The sequence below is a fragment of the Maricaulis salignorans genome (assembly GCF_900103475.1).
Taxonomy (GTDB): Bacteria; Pseudomonadota; Alphaproteobacteria; order Caulobacterales; family Maricaulaceae; genus Maricaulis; species Maricaulis salignorans.
On the sequence record NZ_FNHG01000005.1, the window covers coordinates 34,866 to 53,652 of the forward strand.

13 protein-coding genes are annotated in these 18,787 nt (G+C 61.7%); 6 read left to right on the plus strand and 7 right to left on the minus strand.

The features are described 5' to 3' along the window. Positions 1-51: 51 nt before the first annotated feature. The 5 genes from BLT42_RS05960 to ykgO all read right to left on the minus strand — a co-directional run bounded on the left by BLT42_RS05960 (position 52) and on the right by ykgO (position 4,854). Positions 52-1,014, minus strand: a complete 963-nt coding sequence (locus BLT42_RS05960; protein ID WP_091768334.1) for an aldo/keto reductase — start codon at positions 1,012-1,014, stop codon at positions 52-54. Positions 1,015-1,683: 669 nt separating this feature from the next. Next, the gene (locus BLT42_RS05965; RefSeq protein WP_091768337.1) at positions 1,684-2,763 is read right to left on the minus strand and encodes an acyl-CoA dehydrogenase family protein; all 1,080 of its coding nucleotides are present in this window, start codon (positions 2,761-2,763) and stop codon (positions 1,684-1,686) included. A gap of 3 nt (positions 2,764-2,766) precedes the next feature. Beyond that, positions 2,767-3,954, minus strand: a complete 1,188-nt coding sequence (locus BLT42_RS05970; protein ID WP_091768676.1) for an acyl-CoA dehydrogenase family protein — start codon at positions 3,952-3,954, stop codon at positions 2,767-2,769. 155 nt (positions 3,955-4,109) lie between these two features. After that, positions 4,110-4,715 carry an HAD family hydrolase gene (locus tag BLT42_RS05975; RefSeq protein WP_091768340.1) on the minus strand — a complete coding sequence of 202 codons (606 nt, stop codon included), beginning with the start codon at positions 4,713-4,715 and terminating at the stop codon, positions 4,110-4,112. A 13-nt stretch (positions 4,716-4,728) separates the two neighbouring features. Further along, on the minus strand, positions 4,729-4,854 hold the full coding sequence (ykgO, locus tag BLT42_RS05980; RefSeq protein WP_091768343.1) for a type B 50S ribosomal protein L36: 126 nt from the start codon (positions 4,852-4,854) through the stop codon (positions 4,729-4,731). Positions 4,855-5,080: 226 nt separating this feature from the next. On the opposite strand from ykgO, the gene BLT42_RS05985 reads away from it, so the two are divergent. Further along, positions 5,081-5,419, plus strand: coding sequence for a hypothetical protein (locus tag BLT42_RS05985; RefSeq protein WP_091768346.1), 339 nt, complete (start codon positions 5,081-5,083; stop codon positions 5,417-5,419). Between the two features lie 133 nt (positions 5,420-5,552). Here the strand turns inward: BLT42_RS05985 and BLT42_RS05990 are convergent, their stop codons facing one another. Both BLT42_RS05990 and BLT42_RS05995 read right to left on the minus strand, forming a co-directional pair. Beyond that, positions 5,553-6,323 (minus strand): LytR/AlgR family response regulator transcription factor, encoded by a 771-nt coding sequence (locus tag BLT42_RS05990; RefSeq protein WP_091768349.1) that lies wholly within the window; start codon positions 6,321-6,323, stop codon positions 5,553-5,555. Continuing rightward, positions 6,320-7,450 carry a sensor histidine kinase gene (locus tag BLT42_RS05995; protein ID WP_176780274.1) on the minus strand — a complete coding sequence of 377 codons (1,131 nt, stop codon included), beginning with the start codon at positions 7,448-7,450 and terminating at the stop codon, positions 6,320-6,322. The genes BLT42_RS05990 and BLT42_RS05995 overlap by 4 nt, the downstream gene beginning before the upstream one ends. Before the next feature lie 207 nt (positions 7,451-7,657). Here BLT42_RS05995 and BLT42_RS06000 point away from each other — a divergent pair, with 207 nt between their 5' ends. The 5 genes from BLT42_RS06000 to BLT42_RS06020 all read left to right on the plus strand — a co-directional run bounded on the left by BLT42_RS06000 (position 7,658) and on the right by BLT42_RS06020 (position 18,739). Next, entirely contained in the window at positions 7,658-10,681 is a 3,024-nt protein-coding gene (locus tag BLT42_RS06000; protein WP_091768356.1) for a TonB-dependent receptor, read from the plus strand. 348 nt (positions 10,682-11,029) lie between these two features. Next, positions 11,030-11,815 (plus strand): DUF1194 domain-containing protein, encoded by a 786-nt coding sequence (locus tag BLT42_RS06005; RefSeq protein ID WP_091768359.1) that lies wholly within the window; start codon positions 11,030-11,032, stop codon positions 11,813-11,815. Then, complete coding sequence (locus BLT42_RS06010; RefSeq protein WP_091768362.1) at positions 11,812-12,585, plus strand: DUF1194 domain-containing protein; 774 nt, start codon at positions 11,812-11,814, stop codon at positions 12,583-12,585. The genes BLT42_RS06005 and BLT42_RS06010 overlap by 4 nt, the downstream gene beginning before the upstream one ends. Before the next feature lie 23 nt (positions 12,586-12,608). Beyond that, on the plus strand, positions 12,609-13,805 hold the full coding sequence (locus BLT42_RS06015) for a lytic murein transglycosylase (RefSeq protein WP_091768365.1): 1,197 nt from the start codon (positions 12,609-12,611) through the stop codon (positions 13,803-13,805). A 101-nt stretch (positions 13,806-13,906) separates the two neighbouring features. Further along, the gene (locus tag BLT42_RS06020; protein WP_091768367.1) at positions 13,907-18,739 is read left to right on the plus strand and encodes a M10 family metallopeptidase C-terminal domain-containing protein; all 4,833 of its coding nucleotides are present in this window, start codon (positions 13,907-13,909) and stop codon (positions 18,737-18,739) included. Positions 18,740-18,787: the final 48 nt, after the last annotated feature.

Consider the following 18,787-nt stretch of genomic DNA (forward strand, 5'->3'; position numbering starts at 1 on the left):
AGACAGATGTAACCGGGGAAGCTGCAACGGGGAAGCCGGTTTCCGGCGGGCTCACGCCCCGGCCTGAATCTCCGCCGCATCCAGCCGCGCCAATTGCTCCGCGCTCAGCTCCAGCGTCAGCGATCCGAGCAGCTCGTCGAGCTGTTTGATGCTGGTGGCGCTGGCGATCGGGGCGGTGATGCCGGGCTGGGCGGCGATCCAGGCGAGGGAGATTTGCGACAGGCTGGCACCGGTCTGAGCTGCGACATCGTCCATCACGCCGAGCAAGGTCATGTGCGGCTCAGTGAAATAGGCCGTCATCCGGTCGCCGCGCGCGCTTTTGCCGATATCCGCCTTCGAGCGGTATTTCCCGGTCAGGAAGCCCGAGGCGAGGCCGAAATAGCTCAGAACCCCGATATTCTTTTCGATGCACAGATCACGCAGCGCCCCGGCAAAACGGTGGCGGCGGATCAGGTTGAATTCCGGCTGTAGCACCGAATAGGCGGCCCAGCCGCGCGCGGCACTCATCTCCAGCGATTGCCCAAGCCGTTCGGCCGAAAAATTGGACGCTCCGAGCGCCTTGACCTTGCCCGCATCAACCAGTTTGGAGAACGCGTGCAATACCTCGTCCATCGGCGTGTCGGGATCGTCCTGGTGCGCGTAATAGAGGTCGATATAATCGGTCTGCAGCCGGTTGAGAGAGGCCTCGACATGGCGCGCAATCAATTCCGGATCGAGCGGTTTGGGCCCGTCGATCGGCAACATGCCGACCTTGGTCGCGATCAGCACATCATCGCGCCGCCCGCGCCGCTTGAGCCAGTCCCCGATCACCGTCTCCGATTCGCCGCCGACATGGCCCGGCACCCAGGCCGAATAGACATCAGCGGTATCGATCATCGTGCCGCCGGCTTCAATGAAACGGTCGAGCACGTCGAAAGCCTGCGGGGTTTGCAGCGTCCAGCCAAACACATTGCCGCCGAAGACAAGGGCTGGCGTGGAAAGACCGCTGGAGCCGAGGGGGCGGAGCTTGGGCATGGCGGGTGTCCTGTGAGGCTGAGGGATAGGGACATGTACCTCTGGTGCGCGCCCCGGGGAAGGCTCCTCTTCTCCTGTGGCGGCCGCACCGAAAGTGCCCGAGCCACCTATTCACCGCATCAGATGCGGTGAATAGAGGTGCCAATCTCCGCATAGGGTGCGGCGAATAAGTTTGCGAATGCGTGTTAGTCGCAAGAAAGAGCCTGACCAATGGGCCATATGATCCAGAGTTCCAAGATTCAGATTGACTGAATTAGTGGCGCAGCTTTGTAGACTTGTGACGGTACTCGAAATTGCCCAAGCGAACAGACGTTTCCGACTGCTCGAAATTGGGGCTCGAGTTTCTCGGCCGTAAGAAAAGGTCGATCACAATTTTCAGCAAGGCAGGCAGCCACCCATGGAAATCGTCCATATGGCAGGCTCCAACAAAAAAGGCTCGCCGGTTGGCGAGCCTTGGTCAGACTATTGTTAGTCTGTGTTTCGCGGATACCACAACTAGAGGCGTCGGACCAGCCTCAGGTGCGAGCCCTGTCTCCGACAGTCCGAAATCACAGGTAAACCTTCGTCTCCCGCAGACCCACCTCCCAAGTAGCCATCAGGCTGACAAGTGTTGAACGCGCTGGCGGGGTGAGGGGGCACGCACCACCGGCGCATGCCCCCCAACCGTTTCTAGGCCGACATCAGCTCCATAACCCGGCGCAGCTGATCTTCCTTATCGCCCAGCTGGGCGTCGATCATGGTCAGGCGTTTGGCGTAGTGGGAACCGGCATACTCCCAGGTCATGCCGATGCCGCCATGCATCTGGACGGCTTCTTCGGCGACCAGCTTGCCGGCGCGGCCGATCAGGTTTTTGGCCTTGGCGACGGCCAGGGCACGGCCCGGCGTGTCGACGGCGCCGGCGGCGTGGATGGTGATGGAGCGCGCCTGTTCAATCTCGATCGAGAGGTCGACGAGGCGGTGCTGCAGGGCCTGGAAGGTGGCGATCGGGCGGCCGAATTGCTGGCGCTGCATGAGATAGTCCTTGGTCATCTCCTTGAGCACATCCATCGCACCGACGGCTTCGGCGCACAGCGCCAGACGGCCGGCATCGAGGGCGGCTTCGATGGTCTCGCCCGCATCCCCGGAGAGGCATTTGGCGGACACATTGTCGAGCCCGACTTCGGCCGCGCCGCCACCATCAATCATGGCGTAGCTATGGATATCGGCCGCCTTGGCCTCGATCTCGAACAGGCCGATCTTGCCGGCCGGCGTGCGCGCCGCGACCAGCAGCGTGTCAGCGGCATGACCGCCATAGACCAGGCTCTTGCGGCCGCTCAGCGTCCAGTTCTCGCCGGACTGGGTCGCCGAGGTTGCGATCTCGCTGGTATCGGTGAAGGCCTCAGCCTCGAACACGGCGAGTGCCGTGCGGGCGGTGCCGGCGATGATGGCGTCGACCTTGTCGGACTGGCCAAACGCCGCATACAGGCGCAGGCCCATCAGATTGCCCAGCATGGGTTCCGGGCAGAGTGTGCGGCCGAATTCCTCGAACACGATGGCGATGTCGAAGCCTTCGCCGCCGAAACCGCCCTGGTCTTCGGAGACGAGGGCGCCGAGAATGCCGAGCTCGGCCAGTTCGCCCCATTTCTTGGCATCGTGGAAGGGCGCGTCATAGGCGATCTTTATGCGGTGCTCGACCGGATACTGGTCGGCGAGATAGCGGCGCAGGCTGTCGGAGATCATGCGCCGGTCGTCGGTTTGATTGAAGTTCATGGCTCAGGCTCCGAAAATGTCTTTGGCGATGATATTGCGCTGAATCTCGTTGGACCCACCGAAGATCGAAAGCTTGCGATTGTTGAAATAGCTCGCAGCACTGGCCGCCGCTTCCGGTGGCGCAACGGCGAGATTGCCGGCCAGCGCCTCCATCGGGAAGGGGGCCGCAGCCGGGCCGAGGGCGCGACGGGCCAGATCGTCGAGGTTCTGCCGGATCACCGTGCCCTTGATCTTCAGCATGGAGGCAATGGTGTTGGAGGCGGCGCCGCCGGAGGCATCGACCAGAACGCGCAGATTGGTCATGCGCAGGGCTTCCAGATCGATCTCGGCTTCGGCGATGCGAGCCGCGAAGAGCGGATCCTCGATCAGCGGCTTGCCGCGGCGTTTCAGCTTGCGGGCCAGCGCTTTGAGCTCGTGCAGGGCCTGGGTCGAGGCGCCGACACCGGCAATGCCGGTGCGCTCATGGGTGAGGAGGAATTTGGCGATGGTCCAGCCTTCATTCTCGACCCCGACCAGATTTGAGACCGGCACGCGGACATCGGAGAAGAAGACCTCATTCACTTCATAACCGCCCTCGATCAGCTTGATCGGGCGCACTTCGATGCCGGGGGTCTTGATGTCGACCAGTACGAAGGAAATCCCCTCCTGGCGCTTGCCCTCGGTGGAGGTGCGCACGAGGCAGAAAATCTTGTCGGCATACTGGCCCAGCGTGGTCCAGGTCTTCTGGCCATTGATGATGTAATCATCGCCCTCGCGGATGGCGCGGGTTTTCAGGCTGGCGAGATCGGAACCGGCACCGGGCTCGGAATAGCCCTGGCACCACCAATCACTGCCATCGAGAATGCGCGGCAGGATATCGGCTTTCTGCTTCTCGGTACCGAATTTGATCAGGACAGGGCCGAGCATGCCCAGACCGAAGGGCACGATGCGCGGCGCGTTCGCCAGGCAGCATTCCTCGTCGAAGATATGGCGCTGCACGGCATTCCAGCCCGGGCCGCCATATTCGACCGGCCAGGTCGCGGCGAGCCAGTTGCGGCTCTGCAGGGTCGCGTGCCAGCTCTCGATGTCAGCCTTGCCAAGCTCTTCGCCATTGCGAACCTTGGTCGCGAGCTCTTCGGACAGATTATCCTTCAGAAAACTGCGTACTTCCGCGCGGAAGGCGTCTTCCTCGGGCGTGAAGTTGAGATCCATGGTGTGCTCCTCGATATCGACCAATGGGCGGGGCGGGTCTGATGCCAGCCTCCGGTGCTTTCGTGTTTCCGGTATGCATTTAAGGCCAAGCGGAGCGGCATGGATAGGGGGTTGCTGATTCTCGCGGTCCGGAATCTTGTCGCACCGGCCCGACGCTAGAGCAGGCCGCGGGCCGCCAGGTCTGAGCGCAGCTTGGTTTCGTCAGTGAACAGCTCGGAATCAAAGCCGAATTCGCGCGCTGCAATGACATTGGCCTCGCGGTCATCGAAGAAGATCACATCGGCTGGATCATGCGGCAGGCGCGCGGCCGTGATCTCGTAAATGCGCCGGTCCGGCTTGATCACGCCCTCATGCGCCGAGACGATGGTGTCGCGCATATGGCGCATGGCCGGGTAGAGCCGGTTGACGGGCTCGACCCATTCGGCGGGCAGATTGGTGAGGGCATATTGCGGGATGCCGCGTGCGGCGAGGGCTTCGATCGCTTCGGCGGTGCCGGGGACGGAGCCCTGGAGCATTTCCGGGAAGCGGGTTTCCCAGGCGGTGATGGCCGCTTCATGCTCGGGATATTGCGCAATCAGGGCGCGGCGATTCTCCGCCATTGGCACGCCGCGATCATGCGCCTGGTGCCATTCCATCGTGCAAACACGGCCCAGGAAGTCCTGGACCGCGTCTTCATTTCTGAAAATCTTGCGATAGAGATAGGCGGGCGACCAGTCCAGAAGGACTTTGCCCAGATCCCACAGGACAGCCTTGTGAGCCATCGACTGTGAAAGCCTAGCCGGCACGGGCTTTGAAGCGGGGATCGGTCTTGTTGATCACATAGACACGACCGCCACGTTTCACGACCTTGCAATCACGGTGACGATTTTTCAGCGACTTGAGAGAGCTGCGGACTTTCATGGCAAGGCCTTCGTGTTGACACGCATTGATTAAGGAGGGCGCGGAGTAGCGGAGGGCCGTGGCAGTGTCAACGGGGACGTGCGGTTCGGCGGCCTGGCTCAGCGAAAAAAAAGTCGATTGCGGCGCTTGCGATGCCGCAAGTGCGAAATATATTACACGCGGTTAAGAAAACTGCATTCCTGCGCCACAAAATCTGCTATATGTGTGCGGTCACAAGGAGAATGACATGCGTTTTGAACTGATGATCGCGGCTTCGGCCGCAGCACTACTGCTCGCTTCCTGTTCCGATGGTACGGGCGAGAGCGCCGATGACAATATGGAATCGGCTGCCGAGCACATGGAAGATGCCGCTGATGCCATGGGCGATGCCGCTGAAGAAGCAGGCGAAGACATGGGCCTCACCGAGGATTCCATCGGCGATGACCTGCAAGATGCTGCCGAAGCTACCGGCGAAGCAATGCAGGACGCAGCCGACGCAACGGGTGATGCCATCCAGGATGCGGCTGAAGCCATTGAAGAAGCCGTCACGCCAGCCGACGAGCCAGCGACCGACGAACCCCAGTAATCGGGGCAGACTGAACTGAGACTGCCAGATCGTATCCGGGCTTCAGACCCGGGTGCGATCTGGTGGCTTTGCCGGTTTGAGATTATTGCGCCGGCAGGACGGGTATTTTGCGGGGCAGGTTCTGGACGCCGCCCTAATTGTGCTCCTGCATCGCGCCCAGCTGGGCGCGATAATGCCGGCCCACCGGGATCTCGGCACCGTTCGCAAGATTGACGGTGCACGAATTACCGTCGCTGACGACTTCGCTGATATCCTGCAGATTGACCATATGGGACCGATGCACGCGCCGGATTGATGTGCCTGAGAATTCCTTCTCCAGACTCGCCATCGTCGCTCGAACCATCACCTTCTCGTGTCGCGTATGGATGAAAACATAGTCCTTGCAGGCCTCAATTCTCGTGACATCGGCCATCGCGATGCGCTGTGAGCGATTGCCTGTCTTGGCCCAGTAGAACCTGTCCGGAGGGCTGGCTGCGCCATTGGACGGTGACATCTGGTCGAGCTCGCGGGCGGCATTTCGGACCGCATTGAGAATCGGTGCCACCAAAAGCCGCTGCCGCACGCGCTCCAGAGCTTCGCACAAACGCTGCGGATGAATGGGCTTGAGCACAAAATCGGTTGCGGCGACATCGAAGGCCTGCGACGCAAACTGGTCAAATGCGGTCACGAAGATCACCTGCGGCGCACCACGTGTACTCAATTCCCGCGCCAGGCTGAGCCCGTCCATACCCGGCATGTCGATATCGACGAGTACCAGGTCGGGCTTTCTCGCGTCAAAGGCGTGCAGTGCGGCCAGGCCATTCTTAGCCGTCGCGACCACGGTGATACCGTCCATCGAGGCCAGTAAATGCTCAAGATTGGCGACCGCGAGCGGTTCGTCATCCACGATCAGTACTTTCATCATGCGTCATCCTCCGAAGATTCTGAGGGTTCGGCCCGGCTGACGGGGATGGTGAGCCGGCACTCAAACTGGTTTTCGTCGAGCGGGCCGCACGTCAACTCTCCGGCCCCGGGGAACAGGATTTCCGTGCGTAGCTTCAGGTTGGCGATGCCGATCCCGTCGTTGGCCATCTCGTCGCAGGCTTCCGGGCCGGCGGGCACATAGCCATCATTGCGGACGCTGATGCAGCATTTCGAGCCGGGTGCGGCGGTGACCTCGACGGTCGCGGTCACCAGGGTGACGGATCTGGCGACGCTATGTTTGACGACATTCTCCAGCAGAGGCTGGAGCGTGAAGCGCGGGATCGCCACGTTGAGATAGCGGTCCGGGATGTTCCAGACGACGGTCAGGCGGTCCGGGAAGCGCAAGGCTTCAATCTGCAGGTAGAGCTCGGTTGATTCAATCTCGTCGGCAATCGAGGCCAGCGGGCTGGCGCTGTGCTTCAGGCTGCGCCGCAATAGTTCACCCAGCGACGCGACCGCGTCGACGGCATCAGATTTGCGCTCCAGCGTGACGAGCGCGGAGATGGTGTTCAATGCATTGAACAGAAAATGTGGATTGATCTGGGTCTCCAGCCGCGCGAGGCGCGCCCGGGTAAAGGAGATTTCCAGCCCCCGGACCCGGGCTTCTTCCGCCCGGCGCCTCATCTGATGCAGCAACACCAGCATCAGCGAAAGCCACAGGATTACCCGTGGACCGGCGGTCGCCAGCATGCTGAAAAGATAAATGTTCCAGAATTTTGTGGTCGAAGACAGGACGTCCGGGGTGATGAAAAGCCCATAGGCCGTCACCTCCACCACCGGGTTGGCGAACACCCCGGCAATCACCGCAATCCAACGCCAGATCATCGCTGTGCCCGGGTGCAGGAATGGTGTGAGCACCAGTTGGCAAACAGTCAGACTGCCCAAGGCATAGACGAAGATGTGCGCCAGTATGATTTGTCCGCCACTGCGATTGTCAGCGCCGGGCATGCTGAGTGCGCCGAGCGTGTCGGTCAGGGTCAGTGCCAGCGTCAGCGCGACGGCCCACAGGCGGATCTGCAGGAGCGGATCGAGGCGCCGCAGCGGGGCGATCAGAGCGTTCAGTGTCATGTTCATGTGTTCAGCTTACAGAAAAACGGGCCGGATGATCGGGTCTTCATGCGCCAGACAGCGGCTTCGTCGAAAATCACAATCATTGGTCGATGCACATCATGCGTCCGTCGCAGCGCCCGGTGACGGCTCCGGGACGGCCTCTAGAAACCCCCTTCTTCATGGCCGCGCATCGAGTGATGCAGGGCATAATCCAAGGGGAATATCATGAATCGCATCAAACATGCCTTGCTGGGCTCGACCGCCTACGCAATGGCGCTCGCGACGGGGGTTGTCGCAGTGCCCATGCTGACGCCGGTCGCCAGCGCGCAGGATTACACGACGGGCGCCATCTCGGGCACCGTGGCAACGCCAGGCGGCGAGCCGGTCGCCGGTGCCAATGTCACGCTCGTGTCGCAGTCCCAGGGTTTCACGCGCGAATTGACCACCGGCTCCAACGGTGTCTTCCGCGCGACCTTGCTGCCTCAGGGCGACTATTCCGTGACGATCACGGCCCCGGGTTTCGCCGACATGGCCGACACGATCCGCATTACGGTCGGTGGCCAGTCCAATTACAGCTTCCAGGCCATGCCGGCCGGCTCGAGTGATGTCATCACGGTGACCGGTTCTGCGGTGCAGCAGCTGCAATTCCAGCAAACCACGTCCGGCCTGAATATGGATGTGGGCGAGATGATGGCCACCATGCCGATCGGTCGTTCGATCGAGGCGCTGGTCCAGCTGGCTCCGACGGTTGTGCAGGGCGACACCGCCTTTGGCGCAGTCGGCGGCGCGGCGAATGTGCCGGCCATCGGCGGCGGGTCCTCTGCCGAGAATGCATTCTATATCAACGGTCTGAACATCACGAACTTCGACACCTATGTCGGTGGCGCAACCGTGCCGTTCGACTTCTACCAGACGGTTGAGGTCAAGAATGGTGGCTATCCGGCCGAGTTCGGTCGTGCGACTGGCGGCGTGATCAATGGTGTTACCAAATCGGGCACCAATGAGTTCATGTTCGCGATCCACGGCAACTGGACGCCTCAGGCTCTGCGTGCACAGAGCCCGGACACCTATCTCTCGCGCAATGCGCTTGACGACAACACGACCTGGGATGTCACGGTCGAAGCGGGCGGTGCACTTATCCCGGACCGTCTGTTCGCTTATGGGCTTTACCAGCACAATGACTATTACAACTCGAACGCCTCCATCTCGGGCGGATCGGTTGATATCGACGAGCGGGATGATCCGTTCTTCGGCTTCAAGCTCGATGGCTATGTCACCGACGATCATCATCTTGAGTTCACCTATTTTGACACAACGCGGACAACGACACGGACAGCGCTTGCGTTCGACGGCGTGGACACGATCGGCGGCGTGATCGGTGGGACGAGCTACGAGAATGGTGGCGTCAGCTACGTCGCGAAATACACCGGCAATATCACTGATAATTTCACGATTTCCGCCGCCTATGGCATCAGTGAAGATTCCGGCACCACAACCGCGCTCGATCCAACCCTGCCCTACATCATTGATGTGCGCTCCGGCACGGCCACCCGGGTTGGTCCGCAGACCACGTTCAGCAATGACTTCAACGATACGCGTCGTGAGTTCTATCGGATCGATGGCGACTTCTTCTTCGATTTCATGGGCGAGCACCATCTGCGTGTCGGCTATGATAATGAGGCTCTGACGCTGAATCACATCAGCGAACGCTCCGGCGGTGTCTACTGGCGCCTGTTCACGGTCACCGCAGGGACGTCTGCGATTTATGGCCTGCCAGCGGGTGCAGACGTGGCCCGCAGCGAGACCGGCCGGTTTGGTGGTCTTGTGGAAGGTGAGAATGAATCCTTCTATATCCAGGATTCCTGGGACGTGACGGATCAGCTGAACCTGCAGATTGGTCTGCGCAATGATCACTTCGTCACGCACAATCTCATTGGCGAAACGCCGATCGACCTCGAAAACAATTGGGGCCCGCGTCTCGGCTTCAATTATGACGTGTTTGGCGATGGCGGGACGCGCGTCTTCGGTAGCTTCGGTCGCTATTTCATTCCGCCAGCACTGAACATGAACTATCGGGGTGCTGACCTCTATGTCCGTGAGTATTTCGAGCTGGCTTCGGCTGATATCAACAATGCTTCGATTGTTCCCGGTACTGCGATCACCGCGCTCAACTCCGGCATCACGGCGATCGGTGGCGGCTCTGCCTGTCCGGCTGGCGTTCTCCAGGCGGTCGGCGATCTCGGCTGCTCGGTTTTCGGGGACGGTAGTCAGGAGCAGGCGATCTCGAAAACCTCGCAGCAGCTCACCGCGACCAGCGAAGACGAGTTCGCACTCGGCTTTGAACACCAGCTCAATGATGACTGGACCCTCGGCCTGCGCGCGACATGGCGTGTGCTGAATGACGTCTCCGAGGATGTCGCCATTGATGATGCCATCGTCGCCTATTGTGCCGATAACGGGATCGTCGGTTGTGAGGCGAACTGGACGGGCGATCACCAGTACGTGATCATGAATCCAGGCGAGGCTATCGATGTCTGGACGCGTGAACCGCTTCCTGGCGATACCGATATCAGCCTGATCCACCTGACGGCCGAGCAGCTCAACATCCCGGTGGCTGAACGCGAATACACCGCGCTTGAGCTGACCTTTGATCGCGCCTTTGACGGCGTCTGGGGGCTGCGTGGCTCCTATGTCTGGTCGACCTCGATCGGCAATTATGAGGGCACTGTGCTCTCCGATAATGGCCAGACCGATGCCGGCACGACGATCCTCTACGATCACCCCGGCCTGACCGACAATGCCTATGGCTTCCTGCCAAACCATCGTCGTCATGCCTTCAAATTGTGGGGTTCCTACCAGCTGACCGAGGACGTTTTGCTCGGTGCCAATGCGGCGATCACCTCGCCGCGCCAGTTCGGTTGCCGCGGTGTGCACCCGACGGATCCTTCAGCTGCGGCGTATCAGGCAGCCTCCTGGTATTGCCAGGGCGAGGCCTCGCGTCGCGGGTCCGAGTTTGAGGGTGAATGGGAAACCCGGCTCGACCTCTCCGCGCGTTACACGGTTCCAAGCGCACAGTTTGGCGACCTTGTCTTGCGGGCCGATGTCTTCAATCTGCTCGATAGCAGTGCGGGCACGGACTTCAACGAGAATGGCGACCTCGGTTCCGGGGCCCCGAATCCGAACTACCAGGCTGTGACCAGCTATCAGCCACCACGGTCTGTCCGGATCGGTTTCGACTGGGCATTCTAGCAGCCGCTTCAACCGGATCCCGGTTGCAAGTTGAATGAATGAGAGGGGCGAGCCTGTTTGGCTCGCCCCTTTTTTCCATGCATTGAACGGTTCTGGCTCGACTGGTCGCAGTCTTCCCGCCGTTGGTCGCCAAGCCGTCGCGCGGCGGCGGCGCGCCGCATATTCTGTGTCCGGGTTGGAATACACGAGGTCGCATGGACTCGTTGCCTGCAGCTCCAGGTCGATGCGAAACTTCCTGCTCACTTTACTACCTCCGAACTGGATTGGCCGGCGTCCGCGCCGGCCAATTTCTCCAGCTTACAACATCGTCAGTTGCCCTTGCCCGGCGGCCCCCATAGTTTCGCCCGCATGATCCATTTTGGTAATTGCGTTTCGGCCGCCCTCGCGGCCGTTTGTGTGAGCGGGCTGGCGGCCAATGCCGCCGCGCAGGATGATCGCGTCGATGTTGATGTCGAACTCGTGCTCGCGGTCGATATTTCCTATTCTGTCGACGAGGAAGAGGCGCATCGCCAGCGTGAGGGCTATGTCGCGGCCCTGGCGCATGAAGATGTGATCCGCTCGATCCAGGGTGGGCCGCTGGGGCGGATCGCCGTCACCTATGTCGAATGGGCCGATACCGGTTTTCAGCGCGCCGCCGCCGACTGGACCGTGATCGCCAGCGAGGAAGATGCGCTGGGCTTTGCCGCGCAGGTCGCCGCGGCTCCCTTCGAGCGTGGCCACTACACCGCGATCGGTTCGGCGATCGCTGATGCTGTCCGCCGCATCGACGCCAATGACTACACCGCACCGCGCCTGATCATCGATCTTTCCGGGGATGGACCGCAAAACCAGGGCATGCCGCTGGAAGGCGCTCATGCGCTGGCCAACCAGTCGGGCGTCGTCGTCAATGGCCTGCCGGTCATTTCGGCCAGCGAGGGGCGCTGGGTCAGACCGGTTGAGGTCAATCTCGAAGGCTATTTTCGTGAGCATGTCATTACCGGTCCGGGGGCTTTCGTATTGCCGGCCCGGGCCGAGGATGAGTTCCGCGTTGCCATCTTGCGCAAGCTTGTGCTCGAGATTGCCGGTGCCATGCCGTCGCGCTCCGAGCTGGCCCTGCCGGATGCCGGCACGCCCGTCGTGGGACGCGCGCCGTGAGGCCGGGTCTGGCGTTGGCATGCCTGCTCATCGCGCCCCTGCTGATCGGCGGTAGCGAGGCGCCGCCCGACTATCTTTCCCGGCCGGTGGAATACACCGCCGATGGCCGCGAATATGTCGATCTCGAACTCGTGCTCGCGGTGGATGTCTCCTCCTCGATCGATGAGGTCGAGGCGCGGCGCCAGCGCGAAGGCCATGTGGCGGCGCTGGCCGATCCGGAAGTGATCTCGGCGATCCAGGGCGGCGGCTATGGCCGTATCGCGGTGATGTATCTGGAATGGGCGGACGGCGATTTCCAGCGTGTCGTCGCGCCCTGGACGGTGATTGGCACCGAGGCCGATGCCCGTATTTTCGCGGCCAGCCTGGCGACTGCGCCCTTCATCTCCGGCCGCCGCACCGCGATCGGCGCGGCAATCGAGAGTTCGATCACGCTGATCGAGGACAATGACTACCAGGGCATGCGCCGGGTGATCGACCTGTCCGGTGACGGGCCGCAGAATTCCGGATCCTCGCTCTCCCAGGCCCGCACCCGTGCTGAAACCGCGCTGATCACCATTAATGGCCTGCCGATCCAGTCCGAGCGGCAAAGCCCGTTTCGGCCCTCGGTCAGCATTGATGTTGCGGATTATTTTGAGAAACAGGTGATTGCCGGGCCGGGCGCCTTCATTTCGCCCACAAATGAGCATGAGGATTTCGTGGACGCGCTGAAGCGCAAACTTATAATCGAAATCGCCGGGCTCGATCCGGCGCAATTCCTCAGGAGGGGATAATCCGCGCGCTCATAATTGGCCTGATGGCCCTGATTCTTGCCCCGTCCGTTCACGCCCAACCCGAGGGCGAGACCTTTGATATCTGGCGCGATGCTTTTCGTGGACGCCTCAGCGAGGCCGGCGCACGCCCTGAAACCGTTGCCGCCATGCTCGACGGGCTGACACCGGAAATACGGATTATCGAACGCGATGGCAGCCAGCCGGAATTCGTGCGGCCGATCTGGTCCTATCTCGATATTGCAGCGTCTGACCTGCGGATCGCCAACGGGCGCTCTGCCTATGAGAGCAATCGCGCGCTCGTCGATGCGGTCGCCTCCCAATACGGTGTGCGGGCCGAAACCCTGATCGCCATCTGGGGGCTGGAAAGCTCCTACGGCCAGATCCCGGGCAATAATGACATCATCCAGGCGCTCGCTACCCTGGCCTGGGAAGGCCGTCGCCGCGGCTGGGCCGAGGATCAATTGATTGCCGTCGCGCACATGATCGATAATGGCTATGCCACGCGCGACCAGCTGACCGGCTCCTGGGCCGGCGCCATGGGGCAGATGCAATTCATCCCGACCACCTATCTGGAACGCGCCGTTGATTTCGATGGTGATGGCCGCCGCAATATCTGGACGAATAATGGCGATGCCCTCGCTTCGGCCGCCAATCTGCTCGCCCGCGCCGGCTGGCAGACCGGTGCGCCAACCGTGATCGAAGTCTCGGTACCGGATGATTTTGACGTCAGCCGCTGGAATCCCGACCAGAACCGCCTCGTCAGCGAATGGGCGATGCGCGGCATCAGCCGCGCCGACGGCCATGGCTGGAGCGCCGACGGCCTGATGCTGACGGCACGTCTGGAATTGCCCGCCGGCATCGCCGGGCCAGGCTTCCTCACCTTCCCGAATTTCCGCGTCATCAAGCGCTATAACAATTCCACTGCCTACGCGCTCGGCGTCGCCCATCTCGCCGACCGCATCGCTGGCGCTGTACCATTTGTCGGCCCATGGCCGACCGATGATGTCCCGCTGACCCGTACCCAGACGCGCGAAATGCAGGCGGCGATGAATGCGCTCGGCCATGATTCGGGCACACCGGATGGTCTCGCCGGTCCGCGGACCCGCGAGGCCTTGCGCGCCTTCCAGCGTGGGAATGGCCACGCTGCCGATGGTTATGCCGGGCGGGCGATGTATGATGCGGTGATGGCGGCAAGTGCCGTAGTGACCTCGGGCGAGTAGCTCCGTCTGAGCATTGACGCGGGCGGACGGGCATATTCTTCTGTCCCCGGAGATGTATTGGCGACGGCGTGTTGGCACGCATGGTGTTCAGGAGAGAAGAGATGAAGGATTTCACCGGCACCGGGCGCGATGCCGAGCAGGCGCGCATTGCCCAGGACAGCGATAATCGAAGCCGGGTCGTGCTCCCGGACGCCGTGACACCGGATGCCGGTGTCGTGCTGACCGGCGATGCCGGCGACAATGTCCTGCGCGGTGGCGCGGGCGATGATACGCTCAACGGCGGTGACGGCGATGACACGCTGATTGGCGGCGCCGGTGCAGACAGCCTGGATGGTGGTGCCGGCACTGATGTGGCCGATTATTCCGAATCCGGTCGCCGTGTCGTGGTCGACCTCGAAGCGGGAACCGGAAGCGGCGGCGACGCGGCCGGCGACACGCTGAGCCGGATCGAAAATCTGGTGGGCTCAGGCTCCAGTGATATCCTGACCGGCAACGGATCGGCCAATACGCTCAACGGCGGCGGTGGCCGCGACGAGATTTACGGCGGCGCCGGCAATGACACCATTGACGGCGGTTCCGGTGCGGACTGGCTGTATGGCGGCGATGGCAATGACGACATCGACGGCGGAACCGAGAATGATCAGATCCAGGGCAATGCGGGCCACGACCTGATCCATGGCGGCGAGGGTCATGACCGGCTCTACGGCAATGACGGCCGCGACGAGATCTATGGCGATGCGGGCGACGACACGATCGAGGGCGGCAGCGGTGCCGACTGGCTCTATGGCGGGGTCGGCAATGACGAGATCGATGGCGGCACGGAAAACGACCAGATCAACGGCAATGCGGGTCACGATCTGATCCGTGGTGGTGAGGGCAATGACCGGCTGTACGGCGATGATGGTCGCGACGAGATCCATGGCGATGCCGGTGATGACCGGATTGAAGGCGGTGCCGGCGCCGACTGGATCGCTGGCGGCGCAGGCCGCGACACGATCGATGGCGGTTCCGAGAATGACCAGATCTGGGGCGGGCTGGGTAATGATGTCATTTCCGGCGGGCTGGGCAATGACACCATCAATGGTGAGGCCGGCAATGATGAGCTGTTTGGCGATGATGGCCATGACCGGCTCAATGGTGGCGACGGTCGGGACCAGCTGTTTGGCAATGCCGGGCGTGACACCATCTATGGCGATGCCGATGACGACACTATCGAGGGTGGTGCCGGTGCGGACTGGCTGTATGGCGGTCTGGGCAATGACGAGATAGACGGCGGGACCGAGAATGACCAGCTGCATGGCAATGAAGGCCATGATCTGATCCATGGCGGCGAGGGCCATGACCGGCTCTACGGCAATGATGGCCGTGACGAGCTTTATGGCGATGCCGGCAATGACACGATCGAGGGTGGCGCTGGCGCCGACTGGCTGTATGGCGGCGAGGGCAATGACGACCTCGACGGCGGGACCGAGAATGACCAGCTTTACGGCAATAATGGTCACGACGTGATCCGCGGCGGCGCAGGTCATGACCGGCTCTACGGCAATGATGGCCGCGACGAGCTCTATGGCGATGCCGGTGATGACCGGCTTGAGGGCGGCGCCGGTGGCGACTGGCTCTATGGCGGCGAGGGCCGCGACACGCTGGACGGCGGGACCGAGAATGACGTCCTCTCCGGCGGGCTCGGCAATGACGTCATCGATGGCGGTGAGGGCACTGACACGGCGGTCTTTTCCGGCAATTACGCGGACTACACGGTCGAGATTGCGGGTTTGACCGCGACGGTCACCGGCGCCGATGGCATCGACACCCTGACCAATATCGAAGCCCTGCAGTTTGATGATCAGCTGGTGCGGATCGTGCTCGAACCCGTCAATGACAACCCGCCGGTGATCACATCAGCGGTGCGCGTGGACGCTCCCGAGAACCAGACCGCAGCCTTTACGGTTACCGCGACGGACGGTGATTCGGGGGCGGCAACGCTGAGCTATTCGCTGGCCGGCACCGATGCGGCCTTCTTCGATATCGACCCGGCAACGGGCGTCGTGACCTTCAAGGTCGCGCCGGATTACGAGACGCCTGAATCCGCTGACGGCGACAATGCCTATAATATTGTCGTCAGCGTCAGCGACGGCCGGTTTACCACCGAGCAGGACGTGGAAATCCGGGTGTCGAATGTTACGGACACCAGGCCGGTCATCACCTCTGGTGCCAATTTTACCGTGCCGGAAAACCTGACCGATGCCATCACGATCCAGGTCTCCGACAGCGACCCGGAAGTTCACACCTACACGCTGTCCGGACCGGATGCCGCGCTGTTCCGAATGGCCGGTGACTGGGGCGGCCTGTTATTCCTGGCGCCCCCGGACTACGAGGCCCCGACCGATGCCGGCGGCAATAATGTCTATAATATCACCGTGGATGTCTCCAACGGCGTTTTCTCGACCTCGCAGGATATCTCGATCACGGTTGAAAACGTGAATGACATTGCGCCGGTCTTCACCTCACCGGATGCGGTTTCGGTCGAGGAGAACCAGATTGCCGTCGTCAGGGCACGGGCGACCGATGCCGAGGGCGATACCCTGACCTTCTCGCTCGGTGGCAACGATGCCGGCCTGTTCCGGATCGACAGCGCAACCGGGATTATCCGCTTCCTGTCGGCACCTGATTTTGAAGCGCCGGGCGATGATGACGCCGACAATGTCTATGAATTGTCCGTTGTCGCGAATGACGGGTCAAACAGCACGGTCCAGTCCCTTGCGGTGACAGTGACCAATGTTGTCGAAGCGGTGGAAGATGTGCCGGCCGATCCGTCGACACAGGTCGAGATCGCGCTCGGTGAAACCTATTCCGGCGAGTTGGAAACCGTCGGTGACCGGGACTGGATCCGGGTGGAGCTGACGGCCGGGCAACGCTATGCGATCTCGCTTGATGGCACAGGCGGTGACGCACTCATCGACCCGCTGGTGCGGCTCTATGATGCGACGGGCGAGTTGATCGCCAGCAATGATGATGGCGGTCCGGGCCGCAATGCCCTCCTGAGCTACACCGCCAATTCGAGCGGGACCTATTATATCGAGGCTGCAGCCTGGGATGATGGATACACCGGCGACTACACGCTCGGGCTTGAAACCGCGCCGCCGCTCGAGGTCTTCACCAATGACCAGATCGCGGACTTCCTGCAGACAGGCTATTGGGCTGGCAATGGCCAGACGGCCCGGCAGTGGAGTGTCACTGAAGGCGGTACGATCACGGTCAGCCTGGTTGGCCTGACCTCGGGCGGGCAAACCCTGGCGCGTGCGGCGCTACAGCTCTGGTCGGATCTGACGGGCATCAACTTCACTGAAGTGCTCAGCGGTGGATCAATGGTGTTCGATGATGACGAGGAAGGCGCGTTCTCGACCTCTGTCCTGTCCGGGACCACGATCCAGTCCGCCGTCGTGAATGTCTCGACGGAATGGCTGACAAACTATGGTACCGAGCTCGATTCCTATTCCTTCCAGACTTATATCCACGAGATCGGCCATGCGCTCGGACTCGGGCATGCCGGCCCCTATAATGGCGCCGCGGATTACGCGGTGGATGCTGCCTATCTCAATGATTCCTGGCAATCGACCGTGATGTCCTATTTCAGCCAGACCGAAAACACCTATGTCACGGCGTCTTATGCCTTCGTCCTGTCGCCCCAGATCGCCGATATTATTGCCATGCAGAACATGTATGGCAGCGCCAGCACTATCCGGGGCGGAGACACGATTTACGGCTTCAATTCGAATGCCGGCAACGCGATTTATGATGCGACGTCCTTCACCCGGATCACGAGCTACACGATCGTGGATACGGGCGGCACGGATACGATGAATTACGGCCTCTCCAACGCCAACCAGACGCTCGATCTGCGCGCCGAGCATTTTTCCAGCGTGCAGGGCGGCACCGGCAATGTCGGGATCGCGCGCGGCACCGTGATCGAGAATGCCACCGGCGGGAATGGCAATGACACGCTGATCGGCAATAGCGCCAACAATATCCTGCGGGGCGGTGACGGCACCGATGTCTTCTATGCCAGTGGCGGCTCGGATGTGCTCTACGGCGGCAGCGGCGCCGACCGGGTCATTTTCAGTGGCCAGGCCAGTGACTACACGATCACCACCAATGGTGCGGGAAACCAGGTCGTCACCGATAATCGCACCGGTTCGCCCGATGGTGTGACGGAATTGGTCAGCATCGGCATTATCGAATATGGCGTTTCGGCGCCCGACCAGGGCCCGGTCGGGACCATGCCGGCAGGCGAAACGGCCGAGCTGGCAAGCCCATCCCATGTCAGCCGGTTCGGGGCGGATATCCGCACGGAGTTTGTCCAGATCATGCCCGAGCTCGATGCTTCGGACAGGCCCGGTCTGATCGATACGGCGCACAAGGCCGGCGTTGATGTCATGGGCACGGCCGATGGCTGGCAGGATCTGGCCGGTGCCGTGGTTGGCATCGAAACCGGTCTGATTTCGCCCTCGCTTCAGGACATGCTTGATGCGGCCTGGACGGATTTCCATGATTTCCGCGATCTGGCACGGCTGACTGACGAGGCCGGGAACCGGCATGTCCGTGGCGAAATTCTCACCCCCCTCTCTGCCGATGGCGGAGCGGCGGTTGCCGGGATTTCGCAATTTGCGGGCATTGATAGCGTGCCAACGGACATGATCGGGGATGTCCCGTCTCTGGTCGCCACCGATGTGCAGGGTTTCGAATTGCCGGGCGATGATGCGCTGCCTCTCAATCTCGGCCTGACCGATGATGACCTGCTCGCGGATATCGACCCGGTCCATGAGGCGCCGCTTTGGGCGCAGGATCTGCCACGTCCGGTCTGGGTCGAGGATGCGCCGCTTCCGGCCGAGATTATCGATCCGTTGATCGGCCTGGATACGACCGACGGCTGGTAGCCGGCAAATTGCCTGGCCTTGCGCCAGGCGGTGATGACAGGAACCGGG

Bases quoted from the DNA above. Each gene is read 5' to 3' on its own strand.
- ykgO (WP_091768343.1), bottom strand. From the start codon at position 4,854: ATGAAAGTCCGCAGCTCTCTCAAGTCGCTGAAAAATCGTCACCGTGAT.
- BLT42_RS05995 (WP_176780274.1), bottom strand. From the start codon at position 7,450: ATGACACTGAACGCTCTGATCGCCCCGCTGCGGCGCCTCGATCCGCTC.
- BLT42_RS06000 (WP_091768356.1), top strand. From the start codon at position 7,658: ATGAATCGCATCAAACATGCCTTGCTGGGCTCGACCGCCTACGCAATG.
- BLT42_RS06020 (WP_091768367.1), top strand. From the start codon at position 13,907: ATGAAGGATTTCACCGGCACCGGGCGCGATGCCGAGCAGGCGCGCATT.
- BLT42_RS06005 (WP_091768359.1), top strand. From the start codon at position 11,030: ATGATCCATTTTGGTAATTGCGTTTCGGCCGCCCTCGCGGCCGTTTGT.
- BLT42_RS05965 (WP_091768337.1), bottom strand. From the start codon at position 2,763: ATGAACTTCAATCAAACCGACGACCGGCGCATGATCTCCGACAGCCTG.
- BLT42_RS05960 (WP_091768334.1), bottom strand. From the start codon at position 1,014: ATGCCCAAGCTCCGCCCCCTCGGCTCCAGCGGTCTTTCCACGCCAGCC.
- BLT42_RS05970 (WP_091768676.1), bottom strand. From the start codon at position 3,954: ATGGATCTCAACTTCACGCCCGAGGAAGACGCCTTCCGCGCGGAAGTA.
- BLT42_RS05975 (WP_091768340.1), bottom strand. From the start codon at position 4,715: ATGGCTCACAAGGCTGTCCTGTGGGATCTGGGCAAAGTCCTTCTGGAC.
- BLT42_RS05990 (WP_091768349.1), bottom strand. From the start codon at position 6,323: ATGATGAAAGTACTGATCGTGGATGACGAACCGCTCGCGGTCGCCAAT.
- BLT42_RS05985 (WP_091768346.1), top strand. From the start codon at position 5,081: ATGCGTTTTGAACTGATGATCGCGGCTTCGGCCGCAGCACTACTGCTC.
- BLT42_RS06015 (WP_091768365.1), top strand. From the start codon at position 12,609: ATGGCCCTGATTCTTGCCCCGTCCGTTCACGCCCAACCCGAGGGCGAG.